14 protein-coding genes and 6 pseudogenes are annotated in these 20510 nt (G+C 69.2%); 11 read left to right on the forward strand and 9 right to left on the reverse strand.

The features are described 5' to 3' along the window. Nucleotides 1-99: 99 nt before the first annotated feature. From HEP85_RS38430 to HEP85_RS38445, 4 genes and pseudogenes are all read right to left on the reverse strand, one after another. Nucleotides 100-279 (reverse strand): annotated as a pseudogene (locus HEP85_RS38430) (hypothetical protein); the annotation flags it as partial. 220 nt (nt 280-499) lie between these two features. Further along, nucleotides 500-4408, reverse strand: coding sequence for an ATP-binding protein (locus HEP85_RS38435; RefSeq protein WP_168532003.1), 3909 nt, complete (start codon nt 4406-4408; stop codon nt 500-502). Nucleotides 4409-4750: 342 nt separating this feature from the next. Beyond that, nucleotides 4751-4927 (reverse strand): annotated as a pseudogene (locus HEP85_RS38440) (transposase family protein); the annotation flags it as partial. A gap of 375 nt (nt 4928-5302) precedes the next feature. Then, on the reverse strand, nt 5303-6775 hold the full coding sequence (locus HEP85_RS38445) for a DUF2971 domain-containing protein (protein ID WP_168532004.1): 1473 nt from the start codon (nt 6773-6775) through the stop codon (nt 5303-5305). 870 nt (nt 6776-7645) lie between these two features. On the opposite strand from HEP85_RS38445, the gene HEP85_RS38450 reads away from it, so the two are divergent. The 4 genes and pseudogenes from HEP85_RS38450 (at nt 7646) to HEP85_RS38465 (ending at nt 11786) form a co-directional block, all read left to right on the forward strand. Next, on the forward strand, nt 7646-8029 hold the full coding sequence (locus HEP85_RS38450) for a hypothetical protein (RefSeq protein ID WP_248002277.1): 384 nt from the start codon (nt 7646-7648) through the stop codon (nt 8027-8029). A 17-nt stretch (nt 8030-8046) separates the two neighbouring features. After that, nucleotides 8047-10275, forward strand: coding sequence for a helix-turn-helix domain-containing protein (locus HEP85_RS38455; protein WP_369658027.1), 2229 nt, complete (start codon nt 8047-8049; stop codon nt 10273-10275). A 4-nt stretch (nt 10276-10279) separates the two neighbouring features. Further along, nucleotides 10280-10835 (forward strand): annotated as a pseudogene (locus tag HEP85_RS38460) (XRE family transcriptional regulator). A gap of 285 nt (nt 10836-11120) precedes the next feature. After that, a complete protein-coding gene (locus tag HEP85_RS38465; RefSeq protein WP_168532006.1) occupies nt 11121-11786 on the forward strand; it encodes a maleylpyruvate isomerase N-terminal domain-containing protein in 666 nt (221 codons plus the stop codon). A 132-nt stretch (nt 11787-11918) separates the two neighbouring features. On the opposite strand, the gene HEP85_RS38470 is transcribed toward HEP85_RS38465, so the two are convergent. The 3 genes and pseudogenes from HEP85_RS38470 to HEP85_RS38480 all read right to left on the reverse strand — a co-directional run bounded on the left by HEP85_RS38470 (nt 11919) and on the right by HEP85_RS38480 (nt 13988). Next, nucleotides 11919-12374, reverse strand: a complete 456-nt coding sequence (locus HEP85_RS38470; protein ID WP_168532007.1) for a hypothetical protein — start codon at nt 12372-12374, stop codon at nt 11919-11921. Between the two features lie 92 nt (nt 12375-12466). After that, a pseudogene (locus HEP85_RS38475) lies at nt 12467-12853 on the reverse strand (transposase); the annotation flags it as partial. A 256-nt stretch (nt 12854-13109) separates the two neighbouring features. Continuing rightward, on the reverse strand, nt 13110-13988 hold the full coding sequence (locus HEP85_RS38480) for a helix-turn-helix domain-containing protein (RefSeq protein ID WP_168532008.1): 879 nt from the start codon (nt 13986-13988) through the stop codon (nt 13110-13112). Between the two features lie 210 nt (nt 13989-14198). Here HEP85_RS38480 and HEP85_RS38485 point away from each other — a divergent pair, with 210 nt between their 5' ends. The 7 genes and pseudogenes from HEP85_RS38485 to HEP85_RS38515 all read left to right on the forward strand — a co-directional run bounded on the left by HEP85_RS38485 (nt 14199) and on the right by HEP85_RS38515 (nt 19265). Next, the gene (locus HEP85_RS38485; protein WP_168532009.1) at nt 14199-15215 is read left to right on the forward strand and encodes a zinc-dependent alcohol dehydrogenase family protein; all 1017 of its coding nucleotides are present in this window, start codon (nt 14199-14201) and stop codon (nt 15213-15215) included. A gap of 35 nt (nt 15216-15250) precedes the next feature. Continuing rightward, nucleotides 15251-15628 (forward strand): hypothetical protein, encoded by a 378-nt coding sequence (locus HEP85_RS38490; protein ID WP_248002278.1) that lies wholly within the window; start codon nt 15251-15253, stop codon nt 15626-15628. 19 nt (nt 15629-15647) lie between these two features. Then, nucleotides 15648-15856 (forward strand): annotated as a pseudogene (locus HEP85_RS38495) (cupin domain-containing protein); the annotation flags it as partial. Nucleotides 15857-15951: 95 nt separating this feature from the next. Beyond that, on the forward strand, nt 15952-16635 hold the full coding sequence (locus HEP85_RS38500) for an SDR family NAD(P)-dependent oxidoreductase (protein WP_168532010.1): 684 nt from the start codon (nt 15952-15954) through the stop codon (nt 16633-16635). Beyond that, entirely contained in the window at nt 16632-17156 is a 525-nt protein-coding gene (locus tag HEP85_RS38505) for a cyclophilin-like fold protein (protein ID WP_168532011.1), read from the forward strand. The genes HEP85_RS38500 and HEP85_RS38505 overlap by 4 nt, the downstream gene beginning before the upstream one ends. Nucleotides 17157-17200: 44 nt before the next feature. Beyond that, the gene (locus HEP85_RS38510; RefSeq protein ID WP_248002280.1) at nt 17201-18460 is read left to right on the forward strand and encodes an MFS transporter; all 1260 of its coding nucleotides are present in this window, start codon (nt 17201-17203) and stop codon (nt 18458-18460) included. A 37-nt stretch (nt 18461-18497) separates the two neighbouring features. Next, nucleotides 18498-19265, forward strand: coding sequence for an SDR family NAD(P)-dependent oxidoreductase (locus HEP85_RS38515; protein WP_168532012.1), 768 nt, complete (start codon nt 18498-18500; stop codon nt 19263-19265). Nucleotides 19266-19292: 27 nt separating this feature from the next. Here the strand turns inward: HEP85_RS38515 and HEP85_RS38520 are convergent. Together HEP85_RS38520 and HEP85_RS38525 are read right to left on the reverse strand one after the other, a co-directional pair. Next, nucleotides 19293-19440 (reverse strand): annotated as a pseudogene (locus HEP85_RS38520) (sulfite exporter TauE/SafE family protein); the annotation flags it as partial. 168 nt (nt 19441-19608) lie between these two features. Beyond that, nucleotides 19609-20157: a DUF6233 domain-containing protein gene (locus tag HEP85_RS38525; RefSeq protein WP_168532013.1), complete on the reverse strand. Its 549-nt coding sequence runs from the start codon at nt 20155-20157 to the stop codon at nt 19609-19611. Nucleotides 20158-20510: the final 353 nt, after the last annotated feature.

Raw genomic sequence — 20510 nt, forward strand, 5'->3', positions numbered from 1 at the left:
TCGGGGCGCTAATCTGCTGGCTGCGTCGCTGGTTGTGGGCCGGGCCGTCTCTCCTCCCCCTGGAGTGCAGCCGTGGCCGCTGTGTTGTGCGTAGATGACCGCGACCAGCAGTGCCCGGTCCTCCAAGGACAGGCTCCACGGCCGACCTTTGCGGACGGCATCCGCACCCTCGTGCCGCAGCACGGTCACCAGCTTCCCGAAGGCGCGTGGGCTCAGCCCGGTGAATGGGGCTATCCGCGGGGGCGGCAGTAACTGCGCTGACGATGGTGGGCGCCCCATGGTGGGCCGTAGCTATCGCGGTCGTCGTCGGGATCGCGGTACCTGGCCTGCTCGCCCTCGCCCTTGTACCGGAGGAGTCCGAGCACAAGCGCGATGTGCTGCTGGCTTGGATGCGTCACCGCGAGCGCCAGGCACGCCATCGAGTGCCGGCTCAGCACAGTCGCAGAGCGCGGTCGCGGCAGTGACTGCCGCGTGGCGAGCAACAGTCTCTGACGCGGCGTCAACGGCGGTATCCGCGCCTGAAGTCGGCTTCCTGTCTGCTGTCCTCTTCCTCGATGACGTCGAGGCGGCGCAGGGCATCCAAGGCGAAGGCCCTCACCGACGCGTTCGCATCGGTCACCAGCGGGGCCAGGGCGGTGCGGCGGGGCTCTGGCTCATCGGGGAGATCGGTGTCCAGGCCAGGCAGAGCGATGCCCACCAGGATTGCGTCCCGGCTGGCAGCGTCGATGTCTGTGGCGAGCAGGGTTGAGACGGTTTCTGCCCACAGCGGTGTCTGCCATGCGTGTTGGATGGCGGCAGCGGCCTGTTGACGCTGGGCCGGTGATCCTGATGCCCACTGCCGCACGCGGCCTACCCACTCCTGCGTTCCGCGCCCGAGAGCTGACAGCAGCCGCGCGGCCGCCAGTCCCGTGCGCTGGCTGACGTCGGTCTCGGGACGGGCCTGGTCCATGTGCCGGAGGACGACGCCGACCAGCTGCTCGCGCACGGACGGTGTGAGCCTCGCGAGCGCGTGCGACCAGGCTCTGGGAAGGTCATATCGGCCATCTGTGGCCAGCAGCTGTTCAACGAGGACGGCGGCGAATTCCTCGGGGAGGGACGACGCGATCGCTGCGGCACCGTAGGCCGTGTCCTCATCGAAGTGCACCGTCTCGGAGATCCGGTCGGCCTCGCTCAACCGGCGGCGCAAAGCGTCGGCGAACTGGCCAGCCACCTCACTGTCGACGGGGACGCTGTCATGGTCTGCCTCCCGGAGCAGGAAGCCGATGACTTGAAGGGTGTTGGGAAGAGCCGCGGCTGGACACCGCGACGCCAAGGAGGCAAGTACCTTCAGGCGCAGTGCGAGCGGCTGCCTGCACGGCACCAGGTGCCAGTTCAAGATCCCCGTCAGCCGGGCTGTCACCTCATCACCCGCCACCGATCCTGATGAAGCGGACTCCAGGAGCAGCGGGAGCAGACGCAACTCGCACTCAGGGTAGGCATCGACGGAAGCAAGTGCCGCGACGGCCAGGCGAGGATCGCTGACGCGCTCCTCCAGCCAGGGCCAGACCACGTCCGGGTGGCGCTGCGCGAGACCGGCCAGCAAGGCGCCCTCACCGGCCAGTGGGCCGCGGGCTACCCTTTCCAGTGCCGGCCGCGGATCATCTGCGCCGGCTCCGACCGCCTGCGCAAACGCCGGGAGCGCACTGACTGCGACCCCCCTGACGTTCGGTGCCGTTTCGTCCAGCAGCTCCAGCGCCTCCACCAGGTCCATCTCGCTGCCCAACTGCTGGGCCGAGGCATGCTGCTGTGATGCCAGTACCTCACTCCAAGGCGTCTTGTCGTGCAGCGGCTGCACCACCACAAGACGGGCCAGCGCCGTATCCGCCAGTGCCGCGACGGACACCTCGTCCCCGGTGGCTGCGGCACCGCTGAGGGTGTACGGCCGTGGATCAGGCCCGAGCACTGCTTGTGCGGCGCTGCGTCTGACCGGCAAAGGCAGTGAGTTCCACCGGTCCGCGATCTGCGCGGTGAACTCCACGGCGGCGGTATCCAGGATCGTGCCCGCATACGTCGGCATGACAGTGCCCGACATCAACGGCCGAGCACCCTCGCTGCGTAGATCGCCTGGCAGGGCCACGAGTGTGTGCAGAACGGCCAGGCCCTCGCCACTGCGCAGCGAGGGCTCGTCCAGGAGCGGGGCGAGCAGGGCCAGTGCTTCGCGCAGCAGCTCAAGGGTCTGCGGCCGGTCCGGCATGACTGTGGCGTGCAAGGTGATCGTGTGCGCTGATTCCGGGCTGCCACTCGTGCTCTCCACGGTCAGATGCAGCAGCGGCTGCACCGCGGCCATCAGCACACGGATGAGGCTGAGAGGCCCGCGAACTGCGGCATCCTCTGGATCCAGTCCCTGCGGCGCATACACCCGGCGGTCCCGTGTCCATTGGGTGATGACCCGAAGAACTTCGCGACGCCGCTCCAACAGGGCATCGAATCCTTCCGGCAGTGTATGGGCCGGGGCTGAACACCACCGCTCGATGCCCCGCAGGACCCCATCGCGCCGGCCGGAGCCTTCGACTGACAGGGCCGGTTCCATCAGCCAGGCCACATCCAACATCACACCCACCGGGCTGGGCACAGTGTCGAGGCCCACGCGCTGGGCGAGTTCGGCGAACCGCTCACCAAGACGCTGCAGCCCGTACCGGTAGTGCGCCACCGGATCGCCCTCGCCCCATCGCCGAGGCGACGGTGCCAGCGGCCACCGCTGGACCAGCAGCCCGTACAGCTGCGCGAGGATCCCGGGAGCCGCGACAGCCACTTCTCCGGCCAGACCCACCACGGCCGCCCATGCGTCCAAATCCGCCTCGTCGGACAGCAAACCACGAACCGTTGACATCAGACGTGCTCCCGCCACCGCATCTCCGCAGTCGTAAGCCGCCTGCGCGAGGGCGTTCAGCTGAGGGCCCAGCCCTGCCCCGCCGAACGCGAGGTGTTCATCGAAGGACACGGCATCCGATCCGGAGCTGAGTCCGGCCCTCTCCAACAACACGCTCAGCGCCCGGTCCACATCCAGTCTCACCCGGCTGCGAGGATCCAGCGCATCAGCGAGAAGCACCGGAGCGAGCAAGGCAGGCCGCACCGAATACGGCGCAGCGTCGGCCAGGCCCGCGTCGGCCAACTCGTCGAGCAGAACGGAAAGCCGATACGGCTCGGGCGGAAGCGTCGAAATGGCACCCGCCAGCGAGACAAGGTCCTCTCCACCGGCCACGGGACCCAGCAACGCCAGGGCGACCGCCGTCGCACGGTGCGAGTGGGCGGAGTCGTCGGCCGGCAGACGGCGCTCGGCCATGGCGCGCAGCAGATCCACAGCACGCGGCCAGTCGAACCTGTTCGCGGCAAGACCCACCTCGCAGGCTGTGTGAGCGATCAGCGGGTTGCCCTGAGCCAGGTCAATGACGCTCTGCCGGAAGGCAGCACTGCGAATACCCCGCCCGGTGACGAGCGCGTCGATGGCTGACCGCTCCAGCGGACGCAGCTCCACCACCGGACCCGCCCAGCGCTCAATACCCCAGTGCTGCAGCACGCCCAGCCGTCGCCCGGGCCGGACGGTCAGGACGAAACGCACCCGTTGGAAACGCACATCATGCAGCAGCGCCGCTAGACCACTCAGATCCCGCGCGCGGTCGGCATCATCGATCAAGACGATCAAGGAATCATCGACCGGCACCTCCGCGAAAGCACCGGCCTCCAGCGATACACCGGTGGGCGCGACAAGCACCGCAGACACCGATCGGGTCGCCTCGATCGTCAGACGGGTCTTCCCGACACCGCCCGGGCCCTCCACCACGATTACCCGGGACAACGGTCCTTCCCCGGTCAGTGCCGCCCCGAGCGCCTGCAGCTCCGCCTCACGCCCCACCACCGGCGCAGCCATCCCCGGCACCGACCCGGCCAGGACCTCCACGTACTGCGCCCACGTCGACAACCGGTAGGGCGCTCGAGGACGCACACCGAGCTCAAGCTCGGCCACCCACCGCAGACCATCAGACTCCAACTCGGTAGCCAGCTCGGGCAGCGTGAAGATCTCCAGAGCAACGCCATAGTCGTCGCTTGCCGTCTTCCTCCACCGCTCCTTGACCTTCTCGGTGGTCGACCGGTTCGTGACGTAGATCGCCTCCGCCCGACGGTCATGCTTGCGGTTCTTGACCAGCTCGGACGTCAGCTTGCTCGTCCATCTCTCCTGCAGGCTCACCCACAGCACGACCTTGTCGTCCTTGCCGAACAGCGGGCGGCCAAAGGCATCTCGGCCGAGGTCGCCTGCTGCGCTGGTGATCCGCAGCTCAGGGAAGCGGGCCCGCAGCACATGCAGTGATACCCGCTCAAATACCTGATCGTCCTCCAGCTCCCGAAGAGCGGATCTTGCACTGTCGTACACGGGTAACTCCGCACGTTGAGACGACTTGCGTATGGCAACAGGCCATGCATGACAGTGTCCATCGTGTCGTGCAGCAGCTCCGCCCGTCCAAGCCACGCTCCGTTCACCACAATCGGAAGCAGTCAGCCGCGGTGTTCTCAGCTCTCGTCGTCAGGGAGGGCGTCGTCTTGGGTTGCGGTCATGTGGTGGACGCTGATACCGGTCCGGAGAGGGATGTCCCGGCGCTGATGGAGACCGGCGGCGGCATCAGCGAGTAGGCCAATGCGGTCGGAGGCTTTCATAGCCTCGGAGATACGGGCCAACAACCTGGTGAACTCCGTCGCCGTTGAGTCGGCAGTCCTACAGGATTTTCCCGTTCTTCAGCCGCGACAGAGTGTGTTCCACACGCGCTCGCGCTCGGCGGTGGATGGCGTTGTCTGCTTCCTGGTGCGGGCCGAGGCGGGCCTGACCTCGTCGGTTACGGTGCGGGATGAGCAGGCCGGTGCCCTGGTAGCCGCCGTCGGCGATGGTCGGGGTTTTCAGGCAGGCCCGATCGATGCCGGACTCGACAGCCTCCTGTCACTGCCGGACATGAAGCCGGGTACCCGCCAGATCGGCCTGCCGGCTGGCCCGCACCCCTTCCGGGAGGGCCAGGCTCGACGCGAGGCCCCGTTCCAGCGCGACGGACGAATAGACACCTCGGCGATCCCGATGCGCCTGACACACGCTCTCAGTCGGGCCGGCAGGTACACGGTTGCTGCTCGTGGAGCAGGGCCACTTCGCCGTCCAGCGGGGTTTGAAGCAGTGCGACTGACCAGGCGGTGTCGCTCCCACCGGCGCGGCGTTACTGAGAGGTGTGCGAGGGGCTGCCGGAATCACGGCTGGGGGGTGCTGGCACCGTTGGGGCTGCGACGCCTACTCATCCGTGGCGGTGCTGTCGCGCACCTGGTCGAAGGCCGGGCGGACGGTGCGTACCTGGCTGGTCAGCTCGTCCAGCATGGCCGACACAGTCTGTGCAGCCTGAGCCTGGGGGGACTCCTGGCGGTTGCGCCAGTGTTCGGTGATCTGATTGCCGTCCGGTAGCCAGCGCTCTGTCGTGACGACGGCGTGCAGACGCAGGCGCTGGCCGTCGAGTACCTGGACTGCCGCGGCCGCCATCAGGGTGTGGGAGTAGGTGGGCAGGTTCTCCACCACGCACATGAAGCCATGCTGGTAGTGGACTACCTCGCCGGGGACTCCCGGACGGGCCTTGTGGTTCGCTGGCGGGACAGCGCTGGACTGCGGATAGGTTTCCACCTTGGTGGCAGGCCAACTGCGTAGCTCGTCGGCCAGTTTGCCGATGCCTGCCTCCAGAGCCTTGACGTGCTTTTCGGCCACGCGATTTCCAGCCGTGGTCAGGGCTTCGGCCTCGGTCTCTGCCGCACGCAAAGCCTGCAGACGCTCGGCCAGAGATCCATTTCGGCGCGCGGCGGGCCACTCCACATCTGAGGCCGGCCGAACGGTCCGCGCAACATCTCCCTCGAAGGGAAGGAGGCGCAAACCGCGGTTGAAAAAGTGGATCTGTTCTATCTCGATGCCCGGGTAGGGCTCCAGTGCCGTGAGCAGGTCAGGCAGGCGCTCCGGCGGGAAGGCCTGGCCCAGGACGATGCCGGTGAGAGCGCTGCGGATGTCGACGTAGTCGTAGTCGACGGATTGGTTCAGCACGACCAGTCGGTACTCGCTCTCGCTGCTCCAGTCGATGTGCTTGCGGAAGAACAGGTGGTCTTTGTTGGCCTCGGCGTAGGCCAGTGACACCGCGTCGATCCCGAACTCTGCGACCTGCTCCAAGTCGATGCCGGCATTGGCGGGGCCGTGTTGGCTGCTGAGGTAACGGACGGGCCCGTGGAAGGCTAATGATGCAGGGCCAGAGTGCTGAAGGAACGACTCGATGAGCCGGTCACGGTCGAACCGCAGGCACACCCCCTCGTGCCCCGCGCCGTAGTGTGCCCACAGCGCCAGGTGCGCCCAGCCGCGCAGCGCATCGGGGTTGGCCACGGTGTCCGGCAGGGTCACGTCCTGGGTCAGGCATCCGACCTTGGTGTGCAGGCGTAGCTGCCGGTCGACTTCGTCCCAAAGGGCCAGGTCTGGGCCGGTGCCTATACCGGAGCGCTGGCTGAAGCTGGGGTAGTGGGGCTGTGATTCCCACAGGTCATTGGTAAACCGATAAGGGGACAGGCGGAGTTCGCCTGAGGCCAGGATGCCGAAGAGCCCCTTGTCGCTCGTGTAGTGGAACAGGCTGCCGGTCAGGGTGCGGGGGGCGGCCAGAACCTCGAACTCGAGGTGACTTTCGAAGGCAAGAGCCGCTGACGAGAGGACAGCGGAGCTGTGGGGCTGGGCATCTGTGGTCATCGCGCACCGTCCGTCCGGGGCCTGAAATGGCGTATGCACTATGCACCCTACCCTGAAATCGTCATAATGACGATAAATGTGGAGGGGTCTGCCTGCCCGCTCAAACACGGCGCTGGCCACAGCTGCATCCGGCAAGGGAGTGCCGACCTGAGAGACCGTGGAGGCCTTCGTCACCGACTGCAGCTACGCGGGGCCCCGGGAGCGGTGGAAGCGCATGCACCGCGCGGCGTGCCGGAACGCGGGCCAGGGGTTATTCCCACCTCGAGACAGGCATTGAACCCGACCAGCCAGATAGACCGGCCGGCTGGGCCTGCAGACGTCCGCTGCACCTGGTTCGACCGGACCGCGCCCCGCGATGTCACCGCGGCAGCGCACTCGTCTGCCGCCGGTGTTCTGTGCGACGTCGAGTCGTTGCGCCTGGGACCATCCCCGCCTGCGCGGGGAGCAGGAGCGCCGATCCTGCGCGACGATGTACCTGTCGGGAACATCCCCGCACGCGGGGAGCAGCCGGCGACCGCGCCGGGTCGGTCCTGGATTCGGGAACATCCGCGCATGCGCGGGGAGTAGCGCGGGTCGTGAGCGGGCAGCCCGGACGGCCCGGGACCATCCCCGCGTAAGCGGGGAGCAGCTGGTGAGGCAGGCCACGATGCGGCCGTAGAGGGGACCATCCCCGCATGCGCGGGGAGCAGCTCCCGAACCGCAACGTGAGCGCGACCTTCAAGGGGCCATCCCCGCGCGCGCGGGGGTGGTCCCAAGACCCCCCACCGCACCACCACCCTGGAAGGCTGCTCCCCGCACGCGCGGGGATGGTCCCGGAGCAATAAGACAATGAATCGTTGTTTCATTGCCGCCGTGCGGTAGGGTGTCGGTATGCCACGTGATCTCCGTCAGCAGGCCCGTGACCGTCTGTCCGTACTGGCGCCCGCCCCTGGTGACGACACCACGGCCGCGCGTCGTGTCGAGCAGGACGCATCGCTGGTGGGGCGACTGCTGGCAGCCGCTGGCGAACAGAACGATCACGGGCAGGAACTGGGCGTGGGGCCGGACGATGTGGGTGCTGCTCTGGGCCTGTTCGAGGACATGCGTGAGCAGTTGGACCGGTTGGAGACGCAGGTGGTCATGGAGGCGCGGCGGCGGGGGATGGACTGGCGGCAGATCGCCGCCCATCAGGGCCTGAATTCCTCGCAGGCTGCTTCGCAGCGTTACCAGCGGTTGATGACGCGGCTGGAAGAGATCCGTCAGGGTGTCCGGTGAGCGGGAACGAACCGCAGATGACGGACCAGCCACCGCAGTTGTTCACCGCGATCGATTCCCTGCTCGCTGCCGTCGACGAGGGCACCGTGCTGCCAGCCCCGGCCGAGCGGGTGCGGCTGCGTGAGGCGGCCGGCCTCACGCAGGCTGCCGTCGCCCAGGCCTTGGGTGTACGGGTGCCGAGCATCACGGCGTGGGAGGCCGGGCGTGCCGAGCCCAGGGGCGAGCGTCTGGAGGCCTACCGCCGCCTCCTCGAGGGCCTCGCCCACCGCTACCCCGCGCCGGCCCCGGGTCGCGAAGACGTCGGCCCGGCGCCGACTTTGCGACCCCCTGCAGCCACACCACCGGGGACAGCTGCGCACCGCACGCCACCCCAGGATCCCGAAACCCTCTCCGCCCCGGCCCCGGTGCCGACTGCGGTGCCGCAGCCGGAGGTAGCGAAGACACCCGCCGGCCCGTCCGCGCCCGACATGGAGCCCGTCGTTCCGGTCGAGGCGCCCGCCGCGCCGGTCGCGGCGGCGCGTCCCGCTCGCTCGGCGACGTCGCGGCGCCCGGTCACGCGGAAGGCAGCAGTGTCTCCGGCTGATCCGCGGTTTCCGCACGGTCCGCTCGCTGTGTTGGACGGTGACGGTTCCGCGTACGGCGTGGACGGGATTGTGCTGGACTGCCCGGCGACCACGGTGCCGGAGCTGGTGGAGTGGACGCTCAAGGAGTCCGGTCTGGGTGCCGCGAAACTGAGCCGTTACGGCAAGGACTCCGACCCGCTGGTCGTGCTTACCGCCGCGGCGGCCGTGCGGCTCGGATTGCCGGAGCGGCTGGAGGGCCACGAGCAGCGCCGCTCCCTGCGCCTGCCGGAGGACCACCCGGTCGTCAAGCAGGTCTTGAAGGCGAAGTGGCAGTTCACGCAGCGCGGGTTCGGCCCGTGGGCGCGGATCTACCGCAAGGCGCAGGGTCGTGAGCGGCAGTGCGTGCAGTTGGCGCTCCTGTCGTGGGACGCGCTCGATGAGCGGTCGTGGCCTGGCGTTGCGGAGATGGAGCCGGCTGACATCGCCCGCGTGCTGGGCACGTATGCGACCCGGGTCATCACCCCGCGCGGCTCCACAGCCGTCTCCGGCCTGGAACTGATGACCGCGCTGCGCCCGCCGACACGGCCGGTGCAGGACAAGGAGACCGGTAACTGGGTGTCAGGCCACAACCCTGGCTCGCTGGGGACGGAGCCGGTGGACCCGGCACCGCCAGAAGCGACCGCGGAGCACCCTGTTGTGGTGGCCTCGGGCTGGAGTGGCGGGTTCCTCAACGAGGAGGCCTACCAGTGGGTGCGGTCGGTGGACCTGCTCTCCGATGAGGAGTGCACGCTCCCGTTCGCGGTCGGCATCGACTTGAACACCGCGTTCCTGGCGGCCGCGGCTCGGCTCACGGTCGGCCTGTCCGCGCTCGACCACTTCCACGCCCCGCAGTTCAGCCCGAGGATCCCGGGCTCGTGGCTGGTCGACCTGTCCCACGTCGAGGTCGACCCGCGACTGCCCAGCCCCTTCACCCCGGACGGCACGCGCCCGACCGGGCCGGCTTGGTACCAGACGCACACCGTCGCCTACGCGCAGGAACTCGGCTACAACGTCCAGCCGTTGGAGGCCTACCTGCGCCGGGAGACGGGCGCGTATCTGGATCCGTGGCACGACCGCCTCAAGGCCGCCTACGTCGACACCCTCGCCGACCTCGGCGTCACCCGGGACCTGGACGACCGCCAGTTCCTCGCCGCGATGGAACAGCACAAGCAGACCGACCCCGCGATGACGGCCGTCCTGGCCGCCATCAAGGCGACCGTGAAGGGCGGTGTCGGCAAGCTCCGCGAGCGCCCCCAGGGCAAGTCCTACAAGGAGGGCGAGCCGTGGCCGGCCATGCAGCGCCCGACCTGGCGCCCCGACATCCGGGCTGCGGTCATTTCCAAGGCGCGGGTGAACATGCACCGCAAGCTCAACAACATGGTCAGGCTGACCGGGCTGTTTCCGCTGGCTGTGCTATCCGACTGCGTCGTCTACCCCTCGCCCGGGGAGAGCCCGCTGGATTTCCTCCCGTACGACGAGTCCGGGAAGCCGCAGCCGGGCGGTTTCCGTCTCGGGCCGACGCCGGGGCTGGCGAAGCTGGAGGGCGTGCAGTCGATGCTGTGGGCGGTCGATTTGATGGAGCAGGGCTTCAACCCGGCCCGTCACATCAAGGGCGGCGACGCCGTCCTGGACGAAGGGGAGTAGCACGGTGGGGGAGATCGAGGACGCCATCGAGCGGGCCGACCGGGAGAGCTTCACCAAGGAGCCGCCGAAGACCCTCAAGCGCCAGATCGGCTACCTGATCAAGCAGCTCGGCAGCGCCAAAGCCGTCGCACAGGAGATTGGCGTCACCGCCGACTCCGTCAACCGCTACCGCCGCGGCGCCCGCAAGCACCCTCCCGCCGACGTCGCCGCGAAGATCGATGACGCGGTGCGGGCCCGCTGGCAGCCGCTGGTGCGCAAGCGCCGGCACCGCCAGGCCGCCGCCACGGGCGGCATCACGGTCGAGACCCGCGCCCGGTTCGGCTACACCGCTGCGGTCGGCAGCACCGACGACGGACGGTTCCGGCGACTCACTGTGCACCTCCCCGGAGTACGCGCAGCGCCTGTTCGACGCCCGCGACACGGGGGCCAGCGACCAGGAGATGCGCGGAATCATCGCCGAGGGATTCAAGGAAATCTATTTCCAGGACGGTGGAGTCCGCGCGATGGGGCTTTCCGACGTCGAAATCAACGACATCGATTACCTGGATCTCGACTACTGAAGAGAGAGGTAGGGGGGCCCACGATGATGGTCACGTGAGCCGAGGCACGATAGGCGTCACAAATGCGAGCCTATTGTCACCAACCCCCGGGAGACTCGTTTGGCCAGCGTCCTCGGCCCGGGGCAGCCCACGTGGCGCCCGACTGCATGATCGGATCGGCTGGCATGAGGGCCGGGCAAGGCAGAGCTGACTGCGATCGGCTGGTGAGCTGCTGCGGTGGCCCAGACGACCTCGCGGCTCGGCCAGGTGCCCGGAAGCGGGGCCAGTGGAGAGGGAGGGCGGCGCATGGAGTCGGTCGGTGTTCTGACGGCTGCGTACGGGGCTTTTGCGGGCGTGGTGACCTCGCTCAGCGACGAGGAGTCCTGGTTGCCGAGTGGGTGCACGGGGTGGGCCGTGCGGGATCTCGTCTTCCACTGCCTGGCCGACGCACAGCGGGGGTTGGTGGCTCTGCACACGCCGGCTGCCGGGCCTGCGGACCGCGATGCCGCCACCTACTGGGCGAGCTGGCGGCCGGGCACGGTGGGTGCGGCGAACGGGCGACGCTATACCCGGGTGGGCGCCAGTATGTTCCTGGAGTTCGAGCAGTTGCGAGGGCTGTACCTGGAGACTGCGGCGGCCACTGTCACAGCGGCTGAGCGCAGCGATCCCCAGCAGTTCGTCAGCACGCAGGGGCATGTGCTCATCGCTGGCGACCTGATGGCGACCCTCGCTGTTGAGGCCACAGTTCATCATCTTGACCTCGTGGCACACCTTCCGGCAGCTGTACGGCCGCCGGAGGGTGCCGGGCTGGCGTGTGTACGGGCCACCCTTGACGGACTGCTCGGCCATCCGGTGCCCGTGGATTGGAGCGACGAGCACTACGCGCGGGCCGCCACCGGCCGCCTGCCGCTGACCGCCGCCGAGAGACACGGACTCGGCACCGACGCGGATCGTTTCCCGCTTTTTGGATAGCCCACGGCGGCACGGGAGGGTGACAACAAGACTGCAAAGCCGAGGCCAATGACTGGCTCTCTTCGCGAGTTTCGGGTTCTGGCACAGATCTTGGGGAGCGGTCGCGGAGGGTGAGGTTGGCGTTCGATTTACTCAGAGCGCGATCGGCCGGTACTTCAGAGCCTCATCGACAATCTGCTCCGCAGACGGGCCCTGAGTGATGTCCGAGGGATGGAAGACCAGGTCACTCACCCGGGGATGCGACACGTTCGCCTCCAGGAGCCGCAGATAGTAGTCGCTCTCCGCAGAGGCAGTCAGGAGTCTGCGAACGATCTCAACGAGCTCGTCCCGGGTGATGTCGGCAACCACGGGGCGAGCCAGCCGGGCCGCCTCCCTCGCGAACTGCTCCAGGCTCCTGCTTCCGTCGTACTCAGCGAAGTCGAGAGCCACGTAGTCGTGCCCGGTCATCGCGTTGAACGCCTCGATCGCCTCGACCGCCACTTCCGGGCGGGCGACCAGCAACTCAGCGATCCGCTCGACCTCAGCGCACAGCTCGTTCAGTTGCTGCTGGCTCACGGGCGGGGGCAACAACTCCGGTCTCAGGTCCACAGCGGCATTATGTCCGTCGGTGCCGACACGCCCCAGCCCTCTGGGTGTTGTCCGTTCTCGGTCTTGGCGAAGGGTTCGGAGGGCTTGGAGTGCTACTGGAGCAGGATCATCTTGCGGAGTAGTTCGAATCCGGCGCGACCGTAGAGCTGCCGCTTGATCTTCTTGATGCGGTTGACGGCGCCCTCGATGCTGCCAGAGCTCCAGTCCAGAGTGAGTCCGGCTGTCACGGCGTCGAGGTCTCGGAGCAGATGGAGTGCGAAGCCTGTGAGGCCGGGTAGCTGGCTGGCATCGACGGTGTCGATCCAGGCAGGGAGCGTGCTGCCAAGGTGGTCGGTAAGTATCTCGCCGAAGTCGCGGACGTGTCCGGCGGCCTTGTCCAGCTCGGGGCAGCGGGCGAGGACCTCCTTCAGGCCGGCCCGGTCTTCCTCGGTCAGGGCCGTGGGGTGCCGGGTGAGCCAGCCGGTCACCTGCCGCACTGATCACCTTCACCGACGACACCACCCTCGACGCCTCGTCCCGTGTGTCCGCGGCCCGGGAGCTGGCACTTCTTCGACAAGCACCTCTGACTCCGGCCGGCCCGGCCGGCCCGACCGGGCCGACCTCCGCGGACGGCGGGACGGGAGTCGAAGGCGGCGACAACAGCGCAACAAGCTGCGGGTCGCCCCCTACGAAGTCTGTACGGAGAAGGGGCGCCGAACCCATTGGGGTTCGGCGCCCCTCTTGGTCAGCCGCAGGTCACCCGGTGGCTGACCGCTCGGTGTCCTGGGTGGCGGCCCAGGTGGCGAGCAGGCGCAGCCCCTCCTCGGAGGAGGAGCCGGGCTCGGCGGTGTAGACGGTGAGGGTCAGGCCGGGGGCGGCGGCCATGTCCAGGCCCTCGAAAGCCAGGGAGAGGTCGCCGACGGCGTGGTGGTGGAAGTGCTTGGTGCCAGTGCTGTGGTGGCGCACGTTGTGCGCGCCCCACCGGGTACGGAACTCGTCGCTGCGGGTGGACAGCTCCCCGACCAGGTCGTGGAGGTCCTTGTCGTGGGGGTTGCGGCCGGCCTCCGTCCGCACGATGGCGACGGTGATGTCGGCGAAAGAGTCCCAGTCCGGGTAGAAACGGCGGGCGGCGGGGTCCAGGAAGGTGAAGCGGGCCAGGTTCTGCTGGTTACCCGGTGTCGCGTAGAGATCGGTGTAGAAGGCGCGGAACATTGGGTTGGCGGCGAGGACGTCCATCCGGCCGTTGCGGACGAACGCCGGTCCGGCGGTGACCGCGTCCAGCGTCCACTGCAAACTGCGGTGCGGTGTCCACCGCCGGGCGGTACGCCGACGGGGCCGGGTGAGGGCGTCGGATCCGTCGGCGGCCTGGGCGAGGTTCGCCAGGTGGGCGCGCTCGGCGTCATCGAGCAACAGCGCGCGGGCGAGGGCTTCGAGGACGCCCGGGGAGACTCCGGCGAGGTCGCCACGCTCCAGTTTCGAGTAGTACTCCACGCTCATGTCCGCAAGGGCGGCGACCTCGCTGCGACGCAGCCCCGGCACCCGGCGGCGGGATCCGGAGGGCAGCCCGGCCTGGTCGGGGGTGATCTTGGCGCGCCGCGAGGTGAGGAACTCGCGGACCTCCTCACGGTTGTCCATGCCTTCGACGGTACGTCCCGCGCAGGGCCGAAGGGATGCACTGCCAGTACACCCTTCGTCAGCAACTCGTTCCGCGCCTGAAGAGGGCGTTACCTGGAACGCGTGGTGCTTCCCGTCCCGCCCACCAGGCGGAGCCCCGGGGGCTCCGCACCCGGCCGGGCGGCCCGCCGCCCGCACCTCCTTACCCAGAAACGCAAAGGAACCCCTCTCATGCGCGGCGCAGTGATCCACGCCTCCGGCGACATCCGCTTCGAGATCCTCGAGGACCCGAAAATCCTCAAGCCCACCGACGCGATCATCCGCACGGCCGTCACCTGCGTGTGCGGCTCCGACCTGTGGCCCTACCGCGGCGCCGAGCCGATCGGCGACCCGCACCCGATGGGCCACGAGTACGTCGGCTTCGTCGAGGAGATCGGCTCCGAGGTCACCTCGGTCCGGCCGGGCCAGTTCGTCGTCGGCTCCTTCGCGACCTCGGACAACACGTGCGCGAACTGCCGCAACGGCTTCCAGTCGAACTGCCTGCACCGCGAGTTCATGTCGACCTGTCAGGCCGAGTACGTCCGCATCCCCAACGCACAGGGCACCCTGGTCGCCACCGACGAGGCGCCGGACGAAAAGTTCTGGCCCGGGCTGCTGGCCGTCTCCGACGTGATGGGCACCGGCTGGTGGGCCGCGGACGCCGCCGAGGTCAAGCCCGGCTCGACCGCCGTGGTCGTCGGTGACGGCGCGGTCGGGCTGTCCGCCGTGATCGCGGCCAAGGAGATGGGCGCTGAGCGGATCATCGCCATGTCCCGGCACGAGAGCCGGCAGAAGCTCGCCCGCGAGTTCGGCGCCACCGACATCGTCACCGAGCGCGGCGATGACGGCGTGGAGAAGATCAAGGAGCTGACCGGTGGGATCGGCGCCGACAGCGTCCTGGAGTGCGTCGGCACCCAGGAGTCCATGAGCCAGGCCCTGCACTCCGCCCGTCCCGGTGGCAACGTCGGCTTCGTCGGCGTCCCTCACGAGGTCACCGTCGGGGGTCAAGAGCTGTTCTTCTCCCACGTCGGCCTGCGCGGCGGACCCGCCCCCGTACGCCGCTACCTGCCCGACCTCATCGACCGCGTGCTCACGGGTGCGATCGACCCGGGCAAGGTCTTCGACCTCACCCTCCCCCTGGACCAGGTTGCCGAGGGCTACAAGGCGATGGACGAGCGGCGCGCCATTAAGACGCTCCTGACCCCCTGACGCCGCCCCGCCACATACTCATACGAGGAGTCTCCGTGCAGATCACCCGCAGCTCGAACGACACCGCCAAGGGTCCGGCCGACTGGTTCACCGGCGACGTCTACATCGACGTCATGCCGCTGCCCTACTTCGAGGTCGAGGTCCCCATACACCGCCCAGACCAGCCGGGCGAAGGCCTGCACGTCTTCACGGGTCGCGCCGACAGCCCAGTCACCGCCGTGCGGCTCGCCCATGAGGCCTACGAGGCGGCGCGGGCCGCACGGGCCGCCGGGCTGGAGATCCCTCACGGGCATCCGGACGGCTGGGGTGCCTGCGGCTACCGCCCTGGCTGGGAGCCCGACTGGACGGCCGCGACCGCCGGCCGCTGGGACAGCCCCTACCGCTGCACCAAGCCGCGCAGCTTCGCGCTGTAGCTCCACCCCGGGACCCGACCTGTGTCAGCGCCGCGGCGACCGGTGGAAGTCATCCGGCCCGGCGACCGCGTCCTGTTCGAAGCCGACGAGGAGCACTGGCACGGTGCCGCGCCGAACCGGCTGATGGTCCACCTGGCCATCAACAAGGGCGACGACGACCACGACGTCGTGCACTCGCTGAACCCCGTCACCGACGAGGAGTACGCCACCACTCCGGCCACCGGCTGAACCCGGCCAACACCGTCCCTCACCCGGGAACCGTCCCGCTACCTGAGGCGGGCCCGATGGGGACCGCCTCGCCCAATTCATAAAGGAGAACCACCGTGACCACCTTCGCTCTCGTCGGCGCTGGCCCCGGCCTGGGCTTGGCTGCCGCCCGCCGCTTCGGCAAAGCGGGCCACCACGTTGCCCTCCTCTCGCGCAGCATCCAGCACCAGGACAACCTGGTGTACGAGCTGGCGCAGGAGGACATCCACGCGCGCGGCTTCACCGCCGACGTCCTCGGCCCCGACTCCCTCACCACAGCCCTGCAAGAGGCCACAGACACGATGGGACCAGTCGAGATCCTGCAGTACAGCCCCGTACCGCGGGCCGACTTCATGAAACCGGTCCTGGAAACCACCGCCGCCGACCTGGACGACCCGCTGGCCTTCTCCGTCAAAGGTCCGCTCACCTGCGTGAACGCGGTCCTGCCCGGCATGCGGGAGCTGGGGACGGGCACGCTGCTGTTCGTCAACGGCGGCAGCGCGGTGCGCCCGAAGGACACCGTGACCGGCACCTCCATCGCGTTCGCCGGCGAGAGCGCATACGCGCAGATGCTCCACACCGCGCTAGCGCCGGAGAACATCCACGTCGCGCAGCTCATCGTGCCCGGGGCGATCAGCCCCGACTCCGCGACCTCCAGCCCCGAGACGCTGGCCGAGCTGCTGTACGGCCTGCACACCGACCGTGACGGCTTCCGCCACTACGCCGAGCCCATGCCCGACCCGCAGGACGGCACCCCATGACCACCCTCACCCTCCGCCGGGGCCTGACCACCACTGCCACCGTCGGCGTGCTGCTGGCGGCAACCGCCTGCTCCGACAACTCGTCCACCGAGCAGGCCCCCACCACCTCAGCCTCGGCCCCGGCCTCCACACCGGCCTCGGCGTCCGCGAGTCCGACCGGATCAGACAGGAGCACTCCGATGCACGTCACCATCGACGGCCAAGAGGTGGAGGCGACCCTGAACGACAGCCCTGCCGCCCGCGACCTGGCCTCCCTGCTCCCGCTCACCCTGGACCTGGAGGACTTCCACGGGACCGAGCGGATTGCCGACCCGCCCAGGAAGCTGACCACCGAGAACGCGCCCGAACCGCAGGCGCCAAGGACCGGGGACCTCACCTACTACGCCCCCTGGGGCAACCTCGCCATCTTCTACAAGGACGGCCCCTCCGCCTCCTCCGACCTCCTGGTCCTCGGCCACCTCGACGCCGACGCCGACCAACTCGCCGGGGCCGACCGGATCACCATCGAGGCCGCCTCCTGACCTCCCCCAGCACCGCCCCTCCTCGTACGGGAAGAAGTTTTCGCATGCCCTCCGCCACCGGGTCCGCCCCCGGCAAGCTGCCCTTCGTCGTCTGGGTGCTCGCCGCCGGCACGTTCCTGATGGGCACCACCGAGTTCGTCATCGCCGGACTGCTGCCCGAAATGGCCGTCGACCTGAACGTCAGCGTGTCCCACGCTGGCCTCCTGATCACCGCGTTCGCCATCGGGATGATCGTCGGCGGGCCCACCATGGCCATGGCCACACTGCGCCTGCCCCAGCGCCACACCCTCATCGGCGCCCTGACCGTCTTCGCCCTCGGCCACGCCGTCGCCGCACTCAGCACCTCCTTCACCGTCGTGCTCACCGCCCGGGTCGTGACCGCCCTGGCCACCGGAGCGTTCTGGGCCGTCGGCTTCGTCATCGCCACCACCGCGGCAGGCCCGGCCCAGTCCACCCGGGCGGTCGGCGCCATGATGGGCGGCCTCACCCTGGCCAACGTCATCGGCGTGCCGATCGGCTCGTTCGTCGGCCACTACACCGGCTGGCGCGGCCCCTTCTGGGCACTCGCCGTCCTCGCCGCCCTGGCCGCCGCGTTCGTCGGCCAGTTCATCCCCCGTACCGAGCAGCAGGCCGAAGTCTCCGTGCGCGCCGAGGTCCGCGCCCTGAAGCAGGGGCGGCTGTGGCTGGCCCTCGGCGCGGCCGTGCTGATCATGGGCGGGGTCCTGGCGACGTACACCTACATCACGCCGCTGCTGACCGACCGTGCGGGCATCCCGGCCGGCGCCGTCCCGCTGGTGCTGATCGCTTTCGGCATCGGGGCGCTGGGCGGCACCGCGATCGGCGGCCGTCTCGGTGACCACCGCCCGATGGTCACCACGATCACCGCATCGGCAGCCACCTCCCTCATCCTGCTGGCCCTGATCCCCGCCTCGAACAGCCCGGTGGCCGCCGTGATCCTGGTCTTCGGCATGGCCCTGGCCGGGTTCACCGTCAACCCGGTCGTCACCTCCCTCGCCGTCCGCTTCGCAGGCGACGCCCCCACCCTCACCTCGGCGCTGACCACCTCCGGCTACAACACCGGCATCGCCGCCGGATCCCTCGTCGCGGGCCGGGCCCTGGACTCCTCCCTCGGCCTGACCGGTCCGGCCTTGGTCGGCGCGGTCTTCGCCGCGCTCACCCTGCTGCCCCTGATCGCCCTCGCGCTGCGCGGCACCATCGGCCCCTCCCGGGTCGTCGCCCACCACACCACCGACACGGCCGCCGAACCGGAGACGGCCGACGCCACCGCCACGACCGCACGCTGAACTCCACGCTCGTACAACCTTGTTGGGAGCCACCGCCATGAACCCCACCTACGACTTCACCGGTAAGGTCGCCTTCGTCACCGGCGCCTCCTCCGGCATGGGCCTGGCCACCGCCCGCGCCTTCGCCGAAGCAGGCGCGGCCGTCGGCCTCGCCGACATCAACGAGGACGCCGTCAACGCCGCCACCAAGCAGCTCGCCGACGACGGGCATCAGGTCCTCGCGCTGGTCTGCGACGTTACCGACGAGGCCCAGGTCGCCGCCGCCATCGACCGCACCGTCGAAGCCTTCGGACGGCTCGACATGGCCTACAACAACGCCGGGATCATGCCCCCGCCCACCGACGCCGCCGACGAGAGCGCCGACCAGTTCGACCGCGTCCAAGACATCAACCTGCGCGGCATCTGGGCGAGCACCAAGCACGAACTGCGCCACATGCGCACCCAGGGCAGCGGCGCGATCGTCAACTGCTCCTCCCTCGGCGGCCTCGTCGGCAACCCCGGCCGCGCCGCCTACCACGCCTCCAAGCACGGCGTCATCGGCCTGACCAAGAGCGTCGCCCTCGAATACGGCTCGCGCGGTGTGCGGATCAACGCGGTGTGTCCCGGCACGATCAGCACTCCGATGGTCGACGCCATGGTCGAAGGCGGCGAACTCGACCGCGACCAGGCCGAAGGAGGACAGGCCATCGACCGGCTCGGCACCGCCGACGAGATCGCTCAGGCCGTCCTGTGGCTGTGCAGCGACGGCGCCAGCTACGTCACCGCCATCGCCTTGCCCGTCGACGGCGGCTACACCGCGCAATAGCTCGCCCCCGACCGCCCCCGCCCACCGGCTCGCCGGCGTGACCGCAGGACTCGGCACGCCGAGGACGCTGAGCTGAACGGGGAGGAGGAAGACCGCCCCGGACACGCCGACCGGGGAGGTCACCGTCGAGATCAGCAGTGTGGGCCGCGAACCCGGCCCAGATCGTCCACTCCACCGCTGCTCCTTGCTTGCCCGGCCAGTGTTGGTGGAGTAGCCGGCGGAACCGCACCGTGGCGACGAGCTGTCCACGAATCGCGGGTGCAGCGGCCGTGCAGCCGCCCGCATCCAGCGCGGCCCGCATCCAGCGCGGCCGCAGCGATCCTGCCGACGTGCGGCATACCGGTCATCGGGGCAGATTGGCGGTTCGTTCGGGGTGGGCATCGGCTCGGGCAGCGTCCAGATCACCCCGGATCCCTTCCACCCGACGCTGCGCCGTCTCCCGCCGCCGAACAAGGGGAGGCGCTGTGTCGTCCGGCTTGTCTTCTGGTCGGCAGAAGTCGCAGGGCTTGATGTATTCGGTGTCGCGGATGGCGACGTGGAACTGGGCTGCGGAGATCGGCGAGGCCTTCCGGTTGGCCTTGGTGCAGCTATCGACGTGGAGGACAGCGGGCTGGGGGTCTTTGGGGTGGCGCTTGCTCTCCAGCATGTAGCCGTCTCCCGCCCCGGTGGGGCCGTTGGGAGGCGGTTCGGCAGGCCGGACCGGCGACAGTGACCGTCGGGCCTGCGGCTGTTGTGGCTGGCGGAGCGGTCGGCCGGCCGCGTGGAGGGCGCGCTGTACTTCGTCGCGCTGCAGGCGGAGGTAGGTGCGGAGGGTGTCGGTGTCGGCGAGCTGCCTGTCGAGGTGGGCGAGGATCGCGCGGAGGCGGGCGGGATCAGGCGGCAGATCGGACATGTGTTCGATTATATTCGAGGGGCCGCCGTCCGCAGCCGTGGAGATCCGCCGAAGACTGGTGACGGGGCACCCGTCCGGGCTCGTGGCATACCGGCGCGGGATGGTGAGGGTCCGACAATCGGGGAGTGTTCTATTCTTTGTTCGAGGTGGTGAGTGTTCGCTGCCCGGATGAGGACACAGCGATGACGACGGCAGCGCCCCGGGTTTCGGAGCCGGATCCCAGCACGATGCACTGCGCGGGCAGTCAGGTCGGCCTGTGTGCGGGGTGTCAGCGGCAGACCTGGCGCTACGGTCCCGGAGGCCTCCCTCTGTGCAGTTGGTGCATGACGGATCAGCAGGCGCGGTGGGGCTCC

It is taken from the genome of Streptomyces sp. RPA4-2 (genome assembly GCF_012273515.2).
Lineage (GTDB): Bacteria > Actinomycetota > Actinomycetes > Streptomycetales > Streptomycetaceae > Streptomyces > Streptomyces kaempferi.

Coding starts and splice junctions, on each gene's coding strand:
- HEP85_RS38465 (WP_168532006.1), top strand. CDS start 11,121: ATGGAGTCGGTCGGTGTTCTGACGGCTGCGTACGGGGCTTTTGCGGGC.
- HEP85_RS38455 (WP_369658027.1), top strand. CDS start 8,047: ATGACGGACCAGCCACCGCAGTTGTTCACCGCGATCGATTCCCTGCTC.
- HEP85_RS38525 (WP_168532013.1), bottom strand. CDS start 20,157: ATGTCCGATCTGCCGCCTGATCCCGCCCGCCTCCGCGCGATCCTCGCC.
- HEP85_RS38485 (WP_168532009.1), top strand. CDS start 14,199: ATGCGCGGCGCAGTGATCCACGCCTCCGGCGACATCCGCTTCGAGATC.
- HEP85_RS38480 (WP_168532008.1), bottom strand. CDS start 13,988: ATGGACAACCGTGAGGAGGTCCGCGAGTTCCTCACCTCGCGGCGCGCC.
- HEP85_RS38515 (WP_168532012.1), top strand. CDS start 18,498: ATGAACCCCACCTACGACTTCACCGGTAAGGTCGCCTTCGTCACCGGC.
- HEP85_RS38505 (WP_168532011.1), top strand. CDS start 16,632: ATGACCACCCTCACCCTCCGCCGGGGCCTGACCACCACTGCCACCGTC.
- HEP85_RS38445 (WP_168532004.1), bottom strand. CDS start 6,775: ATGACCACAGATGCCCAGCCCCACAGCTCCGCTGTCCTCTCGTCAGCG.
- HEP85_RS38510 (WP_248002280.1), top strand. CDS start 17,201: ATGCCCTCCGCCACCGGGTCCGCCCCCGGCAAGCTGCCCTTCGTCGTC.
- HEP85_RS38450 (WP_248002277.1), top strand. CDS start 7,646: ATGCCACGTGATCTCCGTCAGCAGGCCCGTGACCGTCTGTCCGTACTG.